The organism is Rahnella sp. RcJ3 (assembly GCF_009498575.1).
GTDB lineage: Bacteria > Pseudomonadota > Gammaproteobacteria > Enterobacterales > Enterobacteriaceae > Rahnella > Rahnella aceris.
This window is the reverse complement of record NZ_QSNX01000027.1, coordinates 1-17,615: the sequence shown is the minus strand read 5'-3', so window position 1 is coordinate 17,615 and position 17,615 is coordinate 1. Positions and strand designations below refer to the sequence as shown.

The 17,615-nt window shown below is 51.3% G+C and carries 14 protein-coding genes and 2 pseudogenes; 9 read left to right on the top strand and 7 right to left on the bottom strand.

Annotated elements, in window-relative coordinates; genetic code table 11:
• The first annotated feature begins 10 nt into the window (after positions 1–10).
• Together DXU84_RS22725 and DXU84_RS22720 are read left to right on the top strand one after the other, a co-directional pair.
• A complete protein-coding gene (locus DXU84_RS22725; RefSeq protein ID WP_152326096.1) occupies positions 11–1,174 on the top strand; it encodes an amidohydrolase in 1,164 nt (387 codons plus the stop codon).
• A gap of 14 nt (positions 1,175–1,188) precedes the next feature.
• On the top strand, positions 1,189–2,526 hold the full coding sequence (locus DXU84_RS22720; protein WP_153376695.1) for an MmgE/PrpD family protein: 1,338 nt from the start codon (positions 1,189–1,191) through the stop codon (positions 2,524–2,526).
• On the opposite strand, the gene DXU84_RS22715 is transcribed toward DXU84_RS22720, so the two are convergent.
• From DXU84_RS22715 to DXU84_RS22705, 3 genes are read right to left on the bottom strand one after another with little or no spacing between them, the layout of a single operon-like run.
• Positions 2,513–3,274, bottom strand: coding sequence for an amino acid ABC transporter ATP-binding protein (locus DXU84_RS22715; protein WP_152326094.1), 762 nt, complete (start codon positions 3,272–3,274; stop codon positions 2,513–2,515). The two genes, DXU84_RS22720 and DXU84_RS22715, sit on opposite strands and share 14 nt — an antisense overlap.
• Complete coding sequence (locus DXU84_RS22710) at positions 3,267–4,205, bottom strand: amino acid ABC transporter permease (protein ID WP_228389045.1); 939 nt, start codon at positions 4,203–4,205, stop codon at positions 3,267–3,269. Before DXU84_RS22710 ends, DXU84_RS22715 begins: the two co-directional genes overlap by 8 nt.
• The gene (locus DXU84_RS22705; protein ID WP_152326093.1) at positions 4,202–5,098 is read right to left on the bottom strand and encodes an ABC transporter substrate-binding protein; all 897 of its coding nucleotides are present in this window, start codon (positions 5,096–5,098) and stop codon (positions 4,202–4,204) included. Before DXU84_RS22705 ends, DXU84_RS22710 begins: the two co-directional genes overlap by 4 nt.
• A 317-nt stretch (positions 5,099–5,415) precedes the next feature.
• On the opposite strand from DXU84_RS22705, the gene DXU84_RS22700 reads away from it, so the two are divergent.
• The 3 genes from DXU84_RS22700 (at position 5,416) to DXU84_RS22690 (ending at position 7,047) form a co-directional block, all read left to right on the top strand.
• Positions 5,416–5,769 carry a helix-turn-helix domain-containing protein gene (locus tag DXU84_RS22700; protein WP_153376694.1) on the top strand — a complete coding sequence of 118 codons (354 nt, stop codon included), beginning with the start codon at positions 5,416–5,418 and terminating at the stop codon, positions 5,767–5,769.
• 403 nt (positions 5,770–6,172) lie between these two features.
• The gene (locus DXU84_RS22695; protein ID WP_153376693.1) at positions 6,173–6,397 is read left to right on the top strand and encodes a hypothetical protein; all 225 of its coding nucleotides are present in this window, start codon (positions 6,173–6,175) and stop codon (positions 6,395–6,397) included.
• Positions 6,397–7,047, top strand: coding sequence for a zinc-binding dehydrogenase (locus DXU84_RS22690; RefSeq protein WP_153376692.1), 651 nt, complete (start codon positions 6,397–6,399; stop codon positions 7,045–7,047). The genes DXU84_RS22695 and DXU84_RS22690 overlap by 1 nt, the downstream gene beginning before the upstream one ends.
• 277 nt (positions 7,048–7,324) lie before the next feature.
• Here DXU84_RS22690 and DXU84_RS22685 read toward each other — a convergent pair whose 3' ends face one another.
• Both DXU84_RS22685 and DXU84_RS22680 read right to left on the bottom strand, forming a co-directional pair.
• Entirely contained in the window at positions 7,325–8,725 is a 1,401-nt protein-coding gene (locus DXU84_RS22685; protein WP_153376691.1) for an APC family permease, read from the bottom strand.
• A gap of 139 nt (positions 8,726–8,864) precedes the next feature.
• Positions 8,865–9,681 (bottom strand): annotated as a pseudogene (locus DXU84_RS22680) (helix-turn-helix domain-containing protein).
• Positions 9,682–9,859: 178 nt separating this feature from the next.
• Here DXU84_RS22680 and DXU84_RS22675 point away from each other — a divergent pair.
• Genes DXU84_RS22675 through DXU84_RS22665 form a run of 3 tightly spaced genes read left to right on the top strand, consistent with a single transcriptional unit; the run spans position 9,860 to position 12,820 of the window.
• On the top strand, positions 9,860–10,999 hold the full coding sequence (locus tag DXU84_RS22675) for a tyramine oxidase subunit B (RefSeq protein ID WP_153376690.1): 1,140 nt from the start codon (positions 9,860–9,862) through the stop codon (positions 10,997–10,999).
• A gap of 53 nt (positions 11,000–11,052) precedes the next feature.
• Positions 11,053–11,475 carry a Rid family hydrolase gene (locus DXU84_RS22670; RefSeq protein WP_153376689.1) on the top strand — a complete coding sequence of 141 codons (423 nt, stop codon included), beginning with the start codon at positions 11,053–11,055 and terminating at the stop codon, positions 11,473–11,475.
• A 52-nt stretch (positions 11,476–11,527) separates the two neighbouring features.
• Complete coding sequence (locus DXU84_RS22665) at positions 11,528–12,820, top strand: FAD-binding oxidoreductase (protein ID WP_153376688.1); 1,293 nt, start codon at positions 11,528–11,530, stop codon at positions 12,818–12,820.
• A 23-nt stretch (positions 12,821–12,843) separates the two neighbouring features.
• Here the strand turns inward: DXU84_RS22665 and DXU84_RS22660 are convergent.
• Positions 12,844–13,952 (bottom strand): IS3 family transposase gene (locus tag DXU84_RS22660; protein WP_153376687.1). Its coding sequence is split into 2 segments (ribosomal slippage): positions 12,844–13,691 and positions 13,691–13,952, totalling 1,110 coding nucleotides; the frame shifts between segments, so codons are not numbered across the junction.
• Between the two features lie 985 nt (positions 13,953–14,937).
• On the opposite strand from DXU84_RS22660, the gene DXU84_RS22655 reads away from it, so the two are divergent.
• Positions 14,938–15,987: a RepB family plasmid replication initiator protein gene (locus DXU84_RS22655; RefSeq protein WP_121019171.1), complete on the top strand. Its 1,050-nt coding sequence runs from the start codon at positions 14,938–14,940 to the stop codon at positions 15,985–15,987.
• A 692-nt stretch (positions 15,988–16,679) separates the two neighbouring features.
• Here DXU84_RS22655 and DXU84_RS22650 read toward each other — a convergent pair.
• Positions 16,680–17,107 (bottom strand): annotated as a pseudogene (locus tag DXU84_RS22650) (DUF4113 domain-containing protein); the annotation flags it as partial.
• Positions 17,108–17,615: the final 508 nt, after the last annotated feature.

Sequence of the window (17,615 nt, the reverse complement as noted above, 5' to 3'; positions counted from 1 at the left end):
GGAGTTTTACATGTTGAATACCGGTCAGGAACATCAGGCGCTGGCGAAATTCATTGAGGATTTTCGCCATAACATGCACCGCCATCCTGAGCTTTCCAATCAGGAATTCGAGACCACGGCGCGCATCAAAGCCGTGCTGGAAAGTCATCAGATCCGCGTTCTGAATCTGCCGCTGAAAACCGGTCTGGTGGCCGAAATTGGCGGCCAGAAAGCCGGTAAGCGGGTGGTGTTACGTTCGGATATCGACGCCCTGCCGATCGAAGAAAAATCGGGCGTGGAATACACCTCGGAAAACCCCGGCGTCATGCACGCCTGCGGCCATGATTTCCACACTTCGGCGGCGCTCGGCGCGGCGATTTTGCTCAAAGAACGCGAGGAAACGCTTGCCGGCACCGTGCGCATTTTATTCCAGGCAGCAGAAGAAACCGGCCACGGCGCACCCGCGCTGATTGAAACCGGCGCGCTCGACGACGCCGCCGTCATCTTTGGTATTCACAACGACCCGACGCTGCCGGTCGGCATTATCGGCAGCAAAGACGGCGCACTCACTGCAGGCGTTGACCGTTTTGCCATCACCATTTCAGGCACCGGCAGTCACGCCGCCCGCCCGCATGAAGGCAATGACCCGATTATTATTGCCGGGCAAATCATCGGCGCATTGCAGACGCTGATTGCGCGCAACGTGCCGTCAGATCACAACGCGGTGGTGTCCGTCACGCAGGTTCACAGCGGAAGTACGTGGAACGTGATCCCCGATTCTGCCTGGCTCGAAGGCACGGTGCGTTCGTTTAATCAGGACACCCGCGAGCTTATTGAACGCCGTTTACGTCAGGTGCTCAAAGGCATCGCCGGTGCCTTTGATACGCAAATTGAACTCGACTGGCAGCCCGGCCCGCCGTCGGTTGTGAATACCGCTGAATGGGTGGATTTTGCACTGGCGCAGGCCGCCGGTTCAGGCTTTGAGGCGCGTCGCGTGGAAGCCAGCCCGATTGGCGAAGATTTCGCCTTCTATCAGCAAAAACTGCCCGGCGCATTCCTGATGATCGGCTCCGGCGGCCCGTTCGCACTGCACCACCCGGAATTTCGCGTCGATGACCGCGCGCTCTTCCCGACCGCACATTATCTCGCGCAGCTGGCCGTTAACGCCCTTGAACATCTCAGCCCGCAGGCCTGAAACAGGAAAAAAACATGACACTGACTTCATCGCTGGCAAAGCTTATTGTCAGTGCGCGTCCCTCCGCCGAAGCGCGTGAAAATGCCCGCGAAGGATTGCTCGATTTTCTGGCCGTCACCCTGCCCGTTGTGCGCGGCGAAGCCGGCGATTCCGGGCTGAAAAGTTTGCAACAGGTTTACCGTGCAGACGATGCACAGACGCGCGCCGTGTTACTGGGTTACGCCGGACATGCGCTGGATTTCGATGATTTTCACCCGGACTTTCGCGGTCATCCCGGCGTGGTGATTTTGCCTGCTTTGCTGGCGCTGGCGGCCGGGCGCCCAGACATCAGCGGCGAGCAGTTTCTCAATGCCTGGGTGACGGGCGTGGAAACCGCCGGTCGCCTCGGGCTGGCCGCCGGTTCGCAGCATTACAAACTGGGTTTCCACAATACCGCCACGCTCGGCACGATTGCCGCGGCGGCGGCCTGTGCGCGGCTGGCCGGCGCCAGCGAACCGGAAACGGCCCTTATTCTGGGGACGGCGGCTACGCAGGCGGGCGGTTTACGCGCGCAGTTTGGCAGCGCGGTTAAACCGCTGCACGCCGGGCTGGCGGCGCAAATTGCGGTCACGGCCACCCTGCTGACGCTGGCCGGTTTTCACGGTCAGTCAGAAAACGTGCTCGAAAGCTTTTTCACTGCTTACTGCGCCGGTCAGCAGCAGCCGGAAAAACTCACCGAAAGCTGGGGCGCGCCGTGGCGTATCGTCTCACCGGGGCTGGAATTCAAACCATATCCGACCTGTGGCGGCACGCACAGCGCCGCCGATGCCGCACGGGCTATCCGCCATGAATGGCTGCAACAGGGGGAGCCGCTCAGCGACCTGATAAATGCGGTGGAGCGGATTGAAGTGTCTTTCCCGCCGGGCGGTGACATTGCAGCGTCAGTGCGCGAGCCGTCGAACGGTATCGAGGCACGTTTCAGCCTGGAATACGTAATTGCCGCCAGCCTGCTGCGCGACGCCTTGCTGATACAGGATTTCTCAGAAAACCCGCCGGATGCCGAAATTGCCGCGCTGGCCGCCCGTGTCACGCGTCATCCGGATCTTAGCGCCCCGCCGGATGAGCTCAACCCGGCTGCGCGTTTTCATCAGGTTACGGTATTTTTACGCAACGGAGAAACGCGGCAAAAACGCGTTACGCGTCAGCAAAGTCTGGCGATTGCGTTCGATTTACCGGGGAAGTTGCGCGCCTGTTTACCGGATATGACGGAAGCACAGCGGGCCAATATTGTGGCACTGAGCAGGCTGGAAAGCCGCGACAGTTTGCCGCAGCTGTGTGATTTACTTTTCAGAGCAGACTCTACAATACGGTAGACAGAAAATTGCGGACACGGACGTTCTCCGCTTCATCCAGCACGGCTTTCACCGGCCCCGACGCCACGATTTTTCCGCCTTCCATAAAGATCACGTTATCGGCGACTTCACGCGCAAAGCCAATTTCGTGCGTCACGATCACCATGGTGATCCCCGAATGCGCCAGCTTTTTGATGACCTGCAACACTTCGCCCACCAGTTCGGGATCGAGCGCCGATGTCGGTTCATCAAACAGCATCACTTCCGGATCCATCGCCAGCGCACGGGCAATCGCCACGCGCTGCTGCTGCCCACCGGAAAGCTGCTGCGGCCAGTCATCTTCGCGGCTGGCTAACCCCACCTGCTGCAACAGTGCACGGGCTTTGGTCAGCACCTGCTGACGGTTTTGTTTCTTCACGCGCAGCGGCGCATCGGTAATGTTTTGCAGCACCGTGCGGTGCGGGAACAGATTAAATTGCTGAAACACCATACCGGTACGGCTGCGCTGAGCGGCGATTTTCCCGCTGCTCAGTTCATAAAGCGCATTGCCTTTTTGCCGGTAGCCGACCAGTTCGCCACCGATACGGATGGTGCCGCCGTCGAGTTTTTCCAGATGATTAATGCAGCGCAGCAACGTGGATTTCCCGGAACCGGATGGCCCTAAAATCACCGTCACCGAACCCGCCGGAATATCCAGGCTGATTTCGTCGAGAATGGTGTTTCCTGAAAAACGTTTGGTGACTTTCCGAAACTCAATCGCCTCACCCATGGCTGGTTTCTCCTGCATTCAGGCCGGTATTCACCGCCCGCGGCGTCTCGTCACGCGGTTTAGATTTACGCTTCACCTTGCGCAAACTGCTGCGGCTGAAATGACGCTCGACGTAATACTGAATCACCGAAAGCAGCGACGTCAGCACCAGATACCACAGCGTCGCGACCAGCAATAACGGGATCACTTCATACGTGCGCTGATAAATAATCTGCGCGGAAAACAGCACGTCTTGCAGTGAAATCACCGACACCACCGCAGTGGTTTTCAGCTGACCGATCACTTCATTACCGGCGGGTGGCAGAATCGCCCGCATCGCCTGCGGCAACACGGTATGGCGGAATATGGAAGCAGGCCGGTAACCGAGGGCACGCGCGGCTTCAATCTGGCCGGTGCCCACGCTCTGGATCCCCGCACGGATAATCTCAGCGGCATAGGCCGACTGGTGCATCACCAGCGCAATCACGGCGGCGCTGAACGGGCTGATTAATGAGTTGGCCGACGCACTCCAGATTTCCCCTACCCAGGGCAGTGAAAACGAAATGGTGGGATACAGGGCGGCAATGTTGTACCAGAGAAACAGCTGAACCAGCATCGGCACGCCGCGGAAAAACCAGGTATATCCCCAGCTCACGGCGACCAGCACCGGATTGGACGATAACCGCATCAGCGCCAGCACGGTGCCACCGGCAAAGCCGAAAATCACCGAAATGGCAGTCAGCTGCAACGTCATCAAAACACCCTGCAAAATCGACGGACCGGTGAAGTTTTCTGCAATCACTGACCATTCAAAACGCGGGTTGTTGAGCATTGAATGGGCGGCAGCGCCCAGCACCAGAACGACGATCAGGGCGCTTATCCAGCGCCCGATGTATTTCTTACCGACGATCCGCAGTTCTTCCGGCTGCTGACCGTGTGTTTCAGTGCTCATCCGAAAATCTCTTCATTACGCTTGGATTCTTTCACTGCGCCAAAGCCAATCGACCATTTATCGAGGATCTTCTGATAAGTCCCGTCTTTAATCAGCGAGTTAAGCGAAGCCTGAACGGCCTCTTCCAGCGCAGATTGTTTCGGGAACGCAACCGAAACCGGTGCGTCATCCACATGAATGGTGCCGGACAGCGCCAGCGGTTTCACCTGGCTGACCTGATACGTCAGGCCTTCATACGGGCCAAAGAACATCGGCACGCGACCACTGACCACGGCCTGCACGCCCGACGGACGGTCCGGGAAAACGGCAATTTTGATTGGCTGTTTGCCTGCATCCGTACAGGTTTTGCTGGCCGCTTCGAGACGTCCGATTTGCGTCGTGCCCGCACCGGCACCGATTTCCTGCCCGCAAACGGCATCAAAAGACGTAAACGGCGCGATATTGGCGTCTTTGCGGGAGATCACGCCCAGACGCGACGCATCGTAATAGCTGACAAAATCGACCTGCTCGAGGCGTTTTTGGGTGGCGTTGATATTGGAAAGCGCCACGTCATAGCGGCCTGATTTCAGCCCGGGAATAATGTTGTCGAAACCGCCGGTATCCTGCCAGCGCACTTCCACGCCCAGACGCGCCGCAACGGCATTCATCACGTCAATTTCACGGCCCGCGAGGGTTTTATTGTCTTCCTGGAAAAACGTGGTTGGCGGCGTATTCGGGTTGGTGCCCGCGACAATATATCCGCGTTTGGCAATATCGGCTGGCAGTTTACTTTTCAGCGATTCATCGGCTGATACATGGAAAGTGGTAGCAGACGGAACAATTTGCCCGGCTGCCCATGCGGTCGATAAATTCCCGGCAATCAGCAGCGGGAGCAATAACTTGGATAATGTCATGACGGGACCTTTTTCCTGGTGTAATACCTGTGAAAAACCACAAATATAATGTGGTAAAAGCGACAAGGTCATTGCTGTTTATATTTCATATCTGAATTAACGCCCGACCTGCCGATAGAACTGATTCTGCGGGTATATACCTTTTGGTGACAAATGAGAAAATGAGATAAGGATTTCACAAATATGGGAATGGTTATTACGCTGGCGCGTGGGTAATTCAAAAGCTTGGGTTTCCCCACCAAAACTTCAAAACCTTGGGCGCGGAGTCCAGAGGCTCGGTACTGACGCCTTGTGCTCCCGGGAGCATATTAGCCCGAATGGGAGACAAGTGGACAATTTTGGTTATTTCGTTCTTATCTCTCTATCCCGATACCCCGATGCGTTTCGGGATGCTTCGACGGGGCATCCCTGACATCTCGCAACGCATGCTAACGCTGACTTTGCGCAACCTTGAACGGGATGGTCTGGTCTCGCGCCACTACTACCCTGAACTGCCGCCTCGCGTCGAATACGAGTTGACCGAACGAGGGCGCTCCATGTTGGAACCGCTGGCGTGCTTTACCCGTTGGATTCACGACACATGGCAGGATATAGAAGCTTCACGACGCGCCTACGATGAAGCTGAAGACAGGTCTAACGAAGTTGAGGGGAAAACATCCAGGCAGAAATAAAGTAAAGGTTAAAAAATACCAGGATGATGAATCCAACCAATTTAATCAATTTGTTATATTCTTATCGTACGTTTTCGTTCCATTGGCTTCAAACCCCGTAATGGCGCTACGGCGATAGCCCGGCAGCTCAGCATTGCCTGGTCCACAGTTTACAAGATAATAAAAGAAGATAATAATAATCTCCTGTGACACGGGATCAGCATATCCCCTGTCACATAGTATTATGTTGTATCACCTCGCGAAAAAGTGACGCACAAAACCGTCACCACACACACCGCAGCTGTGCACTATGCGCCTGCGGTCAGCGTAATCCGGACAGTCTGACTACTTTACTCAGACTTCGTTAACAGGCTTCTGGCACCATCGTTGTCAGAACCGATTTTCGACAGGAACGCTGTTCTTTATGAATAAATCCCTTATTGCTGTTTTTGCCACCGTCTTTCTTGATGCCGTTGGTCTGGGCATTGTTTTTCCTGTACTGCCCACATTGCTTAAAGATGTCATGCATATTGACAATATTGCTGTCTGTGTGGGGATTGTCACGGCGGTATATGCCCTGATGCAGTTTATCTTTTCGCCGCTGCTCGGCGGCTCAGTGACAGGATTGGCCGGCGCACTGTCCTGCTGATGTCCCTCGGTGGCGCAGCAGCCAGTTATCTTTTTATGACTGTTGCAGCCACCCTGCCACTGTTAATCGCGGGGCGGGTAATTGCCGGTATCTCTGTCGTCACAGAAACGGTGCTGAGAAGCCTGGATGCGCTTGCACTGAAACCCGGGGAAACGCTGTTTGTAAGCGGTGCAGCCGGAGGTATAGGCACTGCGGTGGTACAGCTAGTCGTTCTGAGAGGCATTACGATCATTGGTTCAGCCAGCGAAAAAAACCATGACTATCTTCCTTCGCGGGCTGGGTGCTGTCCCGGTAGTATATGGTCCGGACTAAAGGAACGCATCAGCCATCTGGCACCAGAGGGCATTAATGCGGCCCTTGATGTCGCTGGGTCAGGTATCATTCCTAATCTGATTGAAATGACAGGTTCAGCCTCGCGTGTTGTTTCTGTAGCTGATTTTTCAGCAGAAGAATACGGTGCCCGATTCTCAAAGGGGCCACCTGAAAATCCTGACGCGGTTTTACAGGAGATTATTCGTCTTTTCAGCCGTGTGCACTACTCCGTCAGCGTGGAAAAAACTTTCAGGCTGGAAGATGCAGCAAAAGCGCATGAAGTCAGTGAAAATAGCCATGTCAAGGGGAAACTGGTCATAGTACCTCTTCCCGGATGACAGCTAGCGAGATGGCCCCATTCAGGCCAGGGGCCATCGGCCAGAACATAACTGAGACTGCTATCGTGCAGGCCGGGCCATTGTCAGAGGGAATCCTTACTAAACGAGGTGTGGGTTGAATGGTTCCGGCGTGACCGTTTTATTAATGGTGAGCGCCATTGTGTTAAAAAAGTACTGTGCAGCTCCGCGAATCATGCATTTCAAATACCTTAACGTGAGTTTTCGTTCCACTGAGCATCAGCCCCCTTTTACAAGCTGGGTGCTATGAAGAGATAAATCATTTTGACTTCACTGCATGTATCTTACGCCTCGCCGATAACAGGTAACCAGCACCGGCACAAACAGCAAGAAACCAGGGAATAAATTCCACCAGCTTTGCATCACCGCCACCTGTGAGTAGCTGCAGATTGTTGATCGCCATGATAATGGTAATCGACAGGGTAATGAGTGCGCCCATCGGTGCCCACAGCACTTGCCACGCGCTGTGGTTGTGTTTGCCAATACGCCGGAAAAACCGGATAACTGCAGCAGAGACCCCTACCTGAAGTATCAGGATCGACAAGGTCGCAATAGCGGAGCCGAAGGCGAAAATCTGGACTAACGGATCCATATTGGTGCCGCCCATTCCCATCAGCAGCAATAGTAGAATCACACTATGGGCATGGCTGGCCTTGTGCGGCGTTCCGTTGGCCGGGTGAGTTTGGCACAGTTCTTTCCAGATCAGGCCATCACGGCTGATGCTGAAGATATAACGCGAAATGTTGTTATGAAATGCCAGTGCAGCAGCAAACAGACTGGTGATCAGCAGCACGGACATGGTTTCAACGGCCCACTGACCGACATATTCGCGGGTAATATCAAAAATGAAGTTTCCAGGGTCTTTACGGGCAATCTCCACAATCTGATCAAAACTATAGGCTTGCACCAGCGACCAACTGGTAAAGCCAAAGAAAACGGTAATAATCAGCAGTGCGCAGAGGGTGGCGCGCGGCACGGTTTTATGCGGATCGCGACACTCTTCAGCATAAATCGCCGTTGACTCAAAACCGATAAATGAAGCGATACAAAAAATAAACGCAATACCGAGATTGCCGTGACTAAACACGGCCGGATCAAATGAAGTGAAGTTCAGTGGCCCCGGCTTTTTTATCAGCAAACTGACGTCCGTCAACAGCACAATTGCCACTTCCGCGAGCATCAGCACTCCCAACAGTTTCCCCCCGACTTCTACCCGTTTAATACCGAAAATCCAGGCAATAATGGTAAACAGCATACTGAGTGCCCACCAGGGAATATGTAGCGCAAGATGCTGTGCAAGGAAATCCTGGCTGAAGAAGCCGAGCATGGAAATTATGGCTATCTGAATAGAGAGATAGGCAATCAAGGCCAGTACCGACGCGGAGGCACCCCAGTTTTCTCCCAGGCCTTTTGATATATAGGTATAGAAAGCTCCGGCGTCATTTACATAGCGGCTCATCGCTATGTAGCCTACAGAGAAGAGCATCAGAATAATGCAGGCCATAATATAAACGGCCGGAACACCGCCGCCATTCCCCGTAAAAATTGCCACAGGCAACCCACCAATGACCCCTGTCAAGGGAGAGGCAGCGGCAACAACAAAGAAGACCAGAGAAAATAAACCCAGGGAGTTTTTTCTTAACCCATTAATGTTACTCATCGCCAGCGCCCTATTTGTAAGTGGATATAGGACAGCATCATTTCCCAGCGGCACCAGCGTAGGATAGAACAAATCGGACAGTTGTATAGTGCAACATATGCACTTTTTTAGTGCTACTTATCGTTAACTTGAAAATAACCTAATGGTAACCAATACGTTTGGCATGGGCGGCAAGAAGCATACGGCGCTGGAAATCAAGCGGGGTGGTACTGATCAGTTTTTTGAATTCGCGCAGGAAATGTGACTGGTCACTGAAACCCAAATTCAGTGCCAGTTCGGAAAACGAGACGCTGGTATCCTGATGTAAGCTATTCAGGGCAGACTGGCAGCGCATGATGCGACCAAATGCCTTCGGAGACATACCGGTATCCTGGCGAAACTGTCTCTGGATGGTACGACAGGTATAGCCAGTTAATGCCTCAAGTTGCCCGACACGGAAATTGCCTTTCTGTTGCAGGATTGTACGAATAATTGAAGGAGTCACCGTTGACGTTTTACGCGCCAGTCGCGGCGTAAAATAGTTATTAAACAAGGTGATTTGCTGCGCAAATAGCTCAGTGCGCAGTATTTGCTCACAGGCCTGACGTGCGTCCGGAACTACGTCCAGGAAATTAAACTCGCGGTCGGTCAGATCTTCTGCCATCACATCGAGAAAATCCGGAATGACACCAGGGGGCAAAGCGCACACCGAAATAGCGGTGGTTTGGGATTAACCTTGCGCTGCGCGCCTCGAGCGTGGTTCCGCATACCCGCGCCATGGGATGAATTGTATCGCAGTCAAAGACAATATCTACGCAACCATCCGGTACCGCGAGGGTCAGGAGAGCAGATGGCGAAACCTCGAAACTGTAAAAATGGGAAATGGCCAGATTCTCAGCGTTCATCACTGAATATTGCCGCGCAGCACTGAGCACAAACCACGGCTGTTCAGGATTGATAATGTTCGTACAGGACATAAGCCCCCCGCAATAACAAAGAAGACTTCCTGTCTCTGCAATTCGGATGCCATTTCCGGCGATCTCTTTTTCACAATGTCGCAAATATTCAATACAGCCGTTTTCCCATCCCGTAATTTTCATCGTGTCGCGAAACGATTAACAAAAATGTAACCCACCCATTGACGGAGTAACTGGCATGTCTGACGCCGCTAAAATTGATTTTATCTATCTTTCCGAGCAGGACATGATCCGTGCTGGTGTAACTGATATGTCTGCCTGTGTTGACACGATGGAAGAGATGTTTGCTCTGCTGTACCAGGGAGACTATCGCATGGCCGGAGCCAACAACGATTCACATGGAGCAATGGTGACTTTTCCGAACGACTCGCCGTTTCCCAATATGCCTAAACCGACAGCCGATCGTCGCTTTATGGCGATGCCCGCCTATCTCGGCGGCGATTTCTGCACTGCAGGTATGAAATGGTATGGCTCTAATATCGACAACCGGCAGAAAGGGTTACCACGATCCATTCTGATGTTTACGCTAAACGATGCGGATACTGGGGCGCCACTGGCGTATATGTCGGCAAATTTGTTGTCAGCATACCGCACGGGTGCTGTACCCGGTGTCGGTGCCCGCCATTTAGCACGTCGCGATGCACAGGTGATCGGGTTGCTGGGGCCCGGCGTTATGGGGAAAACCACTGTTGCGGCGTTTATGGCTGTCTGCCCGCAGATAAACACCATCAAGGTGAAAGGCCGTGGTCAGAAGAATCTCGACAGCTTTATCGTTTGGGCCAGAAATACCTTTCCTCAGATCACCAACATCCAGGTCGTCGACAGTCTTGAACAGGTGGTGCGTGATTCGGATATCGTCACCTATTGCGGCTCAGGGGAAGTCGGCGATCCGGCGACTTATCCGTTGGTAAAACGCGAATGGGTTAAGCCTGGTACTTTTCTCGCCATGCCGGCGCTGTGTAATCTTGACGAAGGTATGGAGCAATCTGATGTGCGTAAAGTGCTCGACAATACCGGGCTTTATCACGCCTGGTATGAAGAGGTCCCGAAACCTGCCCATCATACCATCCCCGTAATAGGCGTGCGGTTTATGGACATGCTGGCGGCCGGGAAATTGTCCGCTGACCAGTTGGAAGACATCGGCAAGATTGTTGCCGGCGATGCGCCGGGTCGGCAAAGCGATGACGAAATCATCATCATGTCAGTTGGCGGTATGCCGGTTGAGGATGTGGCCTGGGGTACCGTTGTCTATCGCAATGCGCTTGAAAAAGGGATCGGCGTCAAACTCAACCTATGGAATGCGCCTGTACTCTTCTGAGTGCCGGACAAGTCACGCCTTCACCTCCAGTAATCTGACCTTACAGGTACAAAATGACCCAAATTACTAAAGTAAAAACTGGCTCAAAATTTGAAGAACTGGGGAGTTATTCCCGCATTGTTGCTGTCGATAACTGGATTTTTGTCTCCAATACTGCCGGCCGGGATCCGCATACCAACGAAATTCCTGAAGACGTGACTGAACAGACACTCCAGGTTTTTGCAAATATCGAGATGGCTTTGGCAGCGGTCAATGCCACGCTTTCCGATGTGGTTTTTTCCCGGGTATATATTCAGGCCCCGAAGGATGTCGCTAGCGTGATGGAGATTATTGGTGCGAAGTTTCGTGGCATCAATCCGGCGACCACGGTCACCTGTCCACCGTTGGGATCGACCGTTTATAAAGTTGAGTTAGAAGTTACCGCCTGGCGCGGGGCTGGAAAAGCGGAAGTGGAAGAAATCACCGTCGGATCTTAGTGCCGGGTTCTTTTACTGAATTTTGCATATTAAACCCTATAAGAAGGTTGCTATGGCTCCGGCAATAACTCCTGTTCAGACTTCCGCCACTTTCCCTGCTGCAACGACTGTGGTGGTGATCGGGGGAGGCATCGTTGGCCTGACTGCTGCACTGGCACTGGCTGAACGTAAAATCCCTGTAGTTTTATTGGAAAAAGGCGCTATCGCAGGAGAGCAATCATCCCGTAATCTCGGATGGGTACGTAAGACCAGCCGTCTTGCCGAAGATATTCCGTTAGCGCTGGCGTCGGATCGGCTCTGGGCTATGATGCAGCATCGGCTGGGAAGTGATGTAGGTTACCGCCAGGCGGGGATAATGTTTGTTGCCCGCACGCAGGCGCAGATGGCCTTGTATGAAAGTTGGCTCAAATCGGTTGCGCACCTGTCGCTTGACTCGCGTTTGCTTAGTCAGCACAAAATTGCTGCAATGGTGCCCGGGGGCACAGGGCAATGGGAAGGGGGGATTTATACACCTTCCGACGGACGTGCCGAACCGACACTGGCTGCCAGCGCGATAGCAAAAGCTGCGATCGCCAGAGGGGCCTTTATTGTGGAAAATTGCGCAGTGCGCAGCCTGACACTTTCTGCCGGGAAAGTCGGTGGTGTGGTCACCGAGCGTGGCGAAATTCGTTGCGATCAGGTGCTGCTCGCAGGTGGGCTCTGGTCGAGGCGTTTTTTGGGCAATCTTGGTGTATCCTTGCCGACCTTACCATTAATCTGTTCGGTATTGCGCACACGCCCGATGGCTGGCCCGACACAAATAGCGGTTGGCGCGCCGGATTTTTCTTTCCGAAAACATCAGGATGGCGGGTTCATTATTACCCAACGCGGCGCGCTGGACGCTTCACTGGTACCGGACCATCTATTGCTCGGATTACGCTATTTGCCTCAGTTGCGTGCACAGCGCGACAATTTACGCATTTCGCTGGGTAAGAATTTCTTGCATGATCTGACACTGGCACGCCATTGGGGGGCAAAAAGCATCACTCCATTTGAGAAAGCGAGGATGACGGATCCACCTGCAAACCAGATGCTTAATCAGGAAGCTATGGATAATTTAATAGCGGCCTGGCCCGTATTCGCCAAAGCGGAAATTGCCGATACATGGGCTGGAACGATTGATGTTACACCTGACTCCAACCCAGTTATTGGACCTGTGACCAGAATACCCGGCCTGACGGTTGCAACTGGTTTCTCCGGTCATGGTTTTGGTACTTCGCCAGCAGCCGGACAACTGGCGGCCGATCTTGTTTCCGGCTGTCAGCCAATTATTGATCCGGCTCCGTATAGATTTGAGCGTTTCTGAGACAGTATGTAAGTATCCCAGCTTTAGTTCCACGCACTTTTTGAGATTTCCGGTTTCTCAGCCATCAGCCGGTACTCTTCCGGTGTCAGGTTATCCAGGGATTCATGGGGCCGCTCACTGTTGTATTCATTCAGCCAGCGCTCTGTGATTTCCCGTGCTTCGTTCAGCGTTCTGAACAGGTAAAAATCCAGTATTTCTGTCCGGTACGTCCTGTTAAACCTCTCAATAAACGCGTTCTGTGTCGGCTTACCCGGCTTGATAAATTCCAGCATCACACCATGGTCTTCAGCCCATTGCGCCAAAGCCAGTGATATCAGTTCCGGCCCATTATCCATCCGCATTTTCAGCGGATATCCACGGTTTGCCACAATCCTGTCCAGCACCCGGACCACCCGCTGTGCAGGGATACTCAGGTCAATTTCGATGGCCAAAGCCTCGCGGTTAAAATCATCCACGACGTTGAAGGTTCGAAAACGTCGACCGCACACCAGCGCGTCGTGCATAAAATCGATAGACCAACTCTGATTGAGCGCTTCCGGCGTTGCCAGCGGAGCCGGATTACGCACCGGCAGACGTTGTTTACCCTTACGCCGAAAATTCAGTTTCAGCAGACAGTAAATCCGGTGCACCCGCTTGTGGTTCCAGACGTGACCCTGCCTGCGAAGCACCTGAAAAAGCTTCTTAAAGCCATAGCGGGGATAGCGCGCTACCTCGGCCAGCACCTGGGTCACCGGTTCATCACGTCGCGTATCGGGTTGATAACGAAATACCGTCCTGCTCAGCGATAACGTCCTGCATGCCTGACGTATGCTCATCGTAAACTGCGCGGTCAGATAGTTGTCAAGCTCACTCTTTACCGCTGGTTTTAAAGCTTTTTTTCGATGACGTCTTTCAGTGCCCGACATTCCAGACTCAGATCGGCAAACATCTGTTTCAGGCGACGATTCTCGTCTTCAAGATCTTTGATCTTTTTGATATCAGCGGCTTCCATACCGCCATATTTCGCCTTCCAGTTGTAATAGCTGGCTTCGGAAATAGCGGCCTCACGGCACACATCTTTAACGGTGCGTCCGGCTTCGACAGACTTCAGAACGGCGATGATCTGGTGATCGGTGAATCGGATTTTACGCATAGCGATCTCCTCGGGGACATAATCAGTATGTCGGAAGATCTCTAAAAGTGAACGGGACGTTTTGGTGGGATACTTACAAGAGTCGTCCCCATTCTGCACTGGGCTGGATGACGCCCTCCGAATTTGCCGAAAAATCTGCCTGTTGCCAGAATATGCAGCCAGAATGAAGCCGGTTATTCCTGATTATGAATGGATCACATACAGGGTCAGGGTCACGATTGACCCCATTCCTAATGCAGTCAGTAAAAGTATGGTAAGACCTACACAGAGTGAGGGATATCCATCACATCACTACATACCAGCCTTGAATGTAATTTTTAAGTGATTTATCCACTTTTCCACCGCCCAGATCCAATAATAAGATCCTATATAGATCATCTAATAGATCAAAAGAGATCCCTGCTCAGCTACAGGCCTTGCCCTGTAAGGGTTTAAACCGTATTCCCAACCACTGTAATAAGTAAAACATCCACTATATTAAGCATGTTAACCACTATAGACAGCTAGATAACTTCGCTGGAGAGTGACTGTACACCACTGTAGTGAGTAAATTGTCAATAGAGCTGTACATAACATTTAGTTAATTGAGAGTGGTTAACCATTTGAAATTTATAGTAAAGGTGATGAGTTGATTGATAATCCAAAATTATGTACACATTTTATGCACTGCCCCAGTACCGGCTCTTCAATGCTACGTTGATCTCTACTCCAAAACTTAATGTCATGTTTTTTAACTTATCCTCTGGTTCGATCCAATAACAAGATCCTTATAGAACCTATAAGACCCAAAGAGATCCCCGTAGCCTTCCAGGCCTTGTCATATCTGGAGTAAACGATGATCGTTAACCGCTGTAGTCAGTAAAACATCCACTATAAAAAGCAAACTAACCACTGTGTTTTGTAGTAAAACCGCTATAGTGAGTGATAGTATCCACTGTATTGTGTACCTAGAGCCTCTTATCCACATTCAATGTGAGAGCTGATAATGTCTGAAAATGAGCCTAAAAACATAGAGATAGTTAAAGCATTCTCTGAAACCGATAAGCGAACAGGTGAACTTGTTACTCTGGTTCCTAACAGCAATAACACCGTTCAGCCTGTAGCATTGATGCGGTTGGGCTTATTTGTACCTACGCTGAAGTCCACAGCACGTGGACGTAAAGGTCAGATGAACTCAATGGATGTCACCTCTGAGCTGAAGCAGCTTTCGATCGTGAAGTCTGAGGGATATGAGAACATCAAGATCACCGGCGCCCGGCTTGATATGGATAACGATTTTAAGACCTGGGTTGGGATCATTCATGCCTTTGCTAAGCATAAGGTCCTGGGAGACTCTGTATACCTGCCATTTGTAGAATTCGCTAAGTTGTGTGGGATTCCATCCGCACGCTCTTCTGCGAAGCTCAGGGCGCGTCTGGAGGCCTCACTTGAACGTATAGCCACTAACACCCTGTCGTTTTCGAATAAAGAGGGGGATTACTACGTAACTCACCTTGTTCAGTCAGCAAAATATAGCCCGAAAAAGGACGCTGTCGAGTTGCAGGCGGATCCGAAGATCTTCGAGTTGTATCAGTTTGATAAGAAAGTTCTTCTCCAGCTCAGGGCAATCAACGAACTCTCCCGCAAGGAGTCTGCTCAGGCTCTGTATACGTTCATTGAAAGCCTTCCGACAGATCCTGCTCCCATATCTATGTCGCGCCTGCGTGCCCGCCTTAATTTGACCTCGCGGGCCATCACTCAAAACGCGACTGTACGCAAGGCCATGGAACAGCTAAAGGCGATTGGGTATCTTGATTACACTGAAGTTAAGCGTGGTAAGGTAGTGTATTTTTGTATCCACTATAGGCGGCCAAAGTTGCGACCAGCGCAAATACCTACGGGCATAGGTGATGATGTTTATGATGTAATTGATGACGAAAATATCATTGATATCCCGGCAGAGAAGGATGCTAATTCAGCCGCACCTCGTGAGATGGTAATGCTGACTAAAGAAGAACTTGAGTTGCTGGAACAGATCCGCCAGACAAAGAAATAGTTTTGACCTCTTGCTGTTAATTGCCCTAAAGCCTGCTGCAGTGATGGCAGGCTTTTTCATATTTACTGTTGAAGGCCGACTAACCACTGCGGTGAGCAAGCTATCCACTGTAATCAGTAAAAGCTTCCATCACGAAATATCCTATTCACTGTGAGTTGCATTCTTTACTCACTATAGTGGTTATTCAGATGATATCCGCTAACCCCCCTAGTACTTACTAACCTGAAACCCCATATGGTATATGTGTCAGTGGTTACTAACTTAGTGATGGATTCTTTTTATTACTCATTATAGTGGTTGGCACTCTCCACAGCGGTTGTTTCAATTCTAGGTGTTTCTACTCACCTTAGTGGATATTACTCACTGTAGTGGTTGTCTCTCTCTACAGTGGTTTTCGATGCCTTTACTCGCTACAGTGGTTCTTTCTCTCTATCGTGGATAGGCTAACTTGTCGCATTATGTCTGGGTTAAAGCTTTAAACTGTTTTGAGACAGTGTCACTTTTGTGATGAGATAATGAACATCGTCCTCTCACCCCCATGGGACTGCTGAGGAAAATGCAATACCTTCCATTGGCGGCAGGTAACAAAGCAAGCTGGAAGCAACTGACACTAACAACTCGGGTTGATCAAGCCTTATCAGTAAACCACTTCTCTAGAATTTAACGCGCATGAGGTGACTGAAACGTTTGATCTATGCAGGGGATAGCATTTGGCGTTTCATCTCCCATGACTTTTGGATACCCTGTTCCTCGAACCATACGTGCCCTTTTCCGCTGTGATTAATTCCATCGAGAACTGCCATGAGCTGTTCGCTGTTTTCCCAAAGTAGACTTCGTTTATTAAAAATGGGCTTGTTTTGATGAATGCTGAGATATGTCAGCAATACTGATGTTCGCCCTGGGGTTTCTCGGCGGCACGTACTGCAAGGCTGCAGATTGCCTCACGTATCAAATCGTATTCTGATACGCGATCATCGAATGACCTGGAGCAAACGATTCGTGTCTGTGCAAATTCTTTCAGCTCCAGACAAGGTTCGCCGCACAGCTCCCGGGCGGTACGTTCCAGCACAATATTGAAATGTTTGCGTATCAGTTGTGTGGTATTATCAAGTAACCCTAGATTATTGTTTTTTTTCGGAAAAAGTTAAAAAGGACAGGCCAGCGTTGTTTCCCTTAGCTGCTATTTTTTCATCACAGATCTTAAGAATTTAGGCTTAGTTTCATCACATCTCCTAGCTTGTGCGAAACACAATTATGCTGTCGTATGCATAGCCATTGTGGTGCTCGCTTCTTGCTGATAATTGTTATGCTTAACGGTTAATCGGCACATCCAACTTAATGATAAATGACGATTAGATGAATGCTTTTGCTGATTGACAACAAAGCCTATATGGGAAAACTTCTGGGGAAGGAAAACCAGCCTGAACCTTTTCCTTAAGGAATAGGATCAAACGCATTAAAGGGTCAGGAGTTGGGTAAAAGATATCCATAATGAACACTTACTTAATACTGTTCATTAATGGGTCTTCCCCGATTGTGGTGGCTAAAGGCTGAATAGACCCTAGTTTCCTAGACTGTTCCGTGCCTCATGAACCAGGCACTTTCATAAACTGCAGGGGGTTGATCCT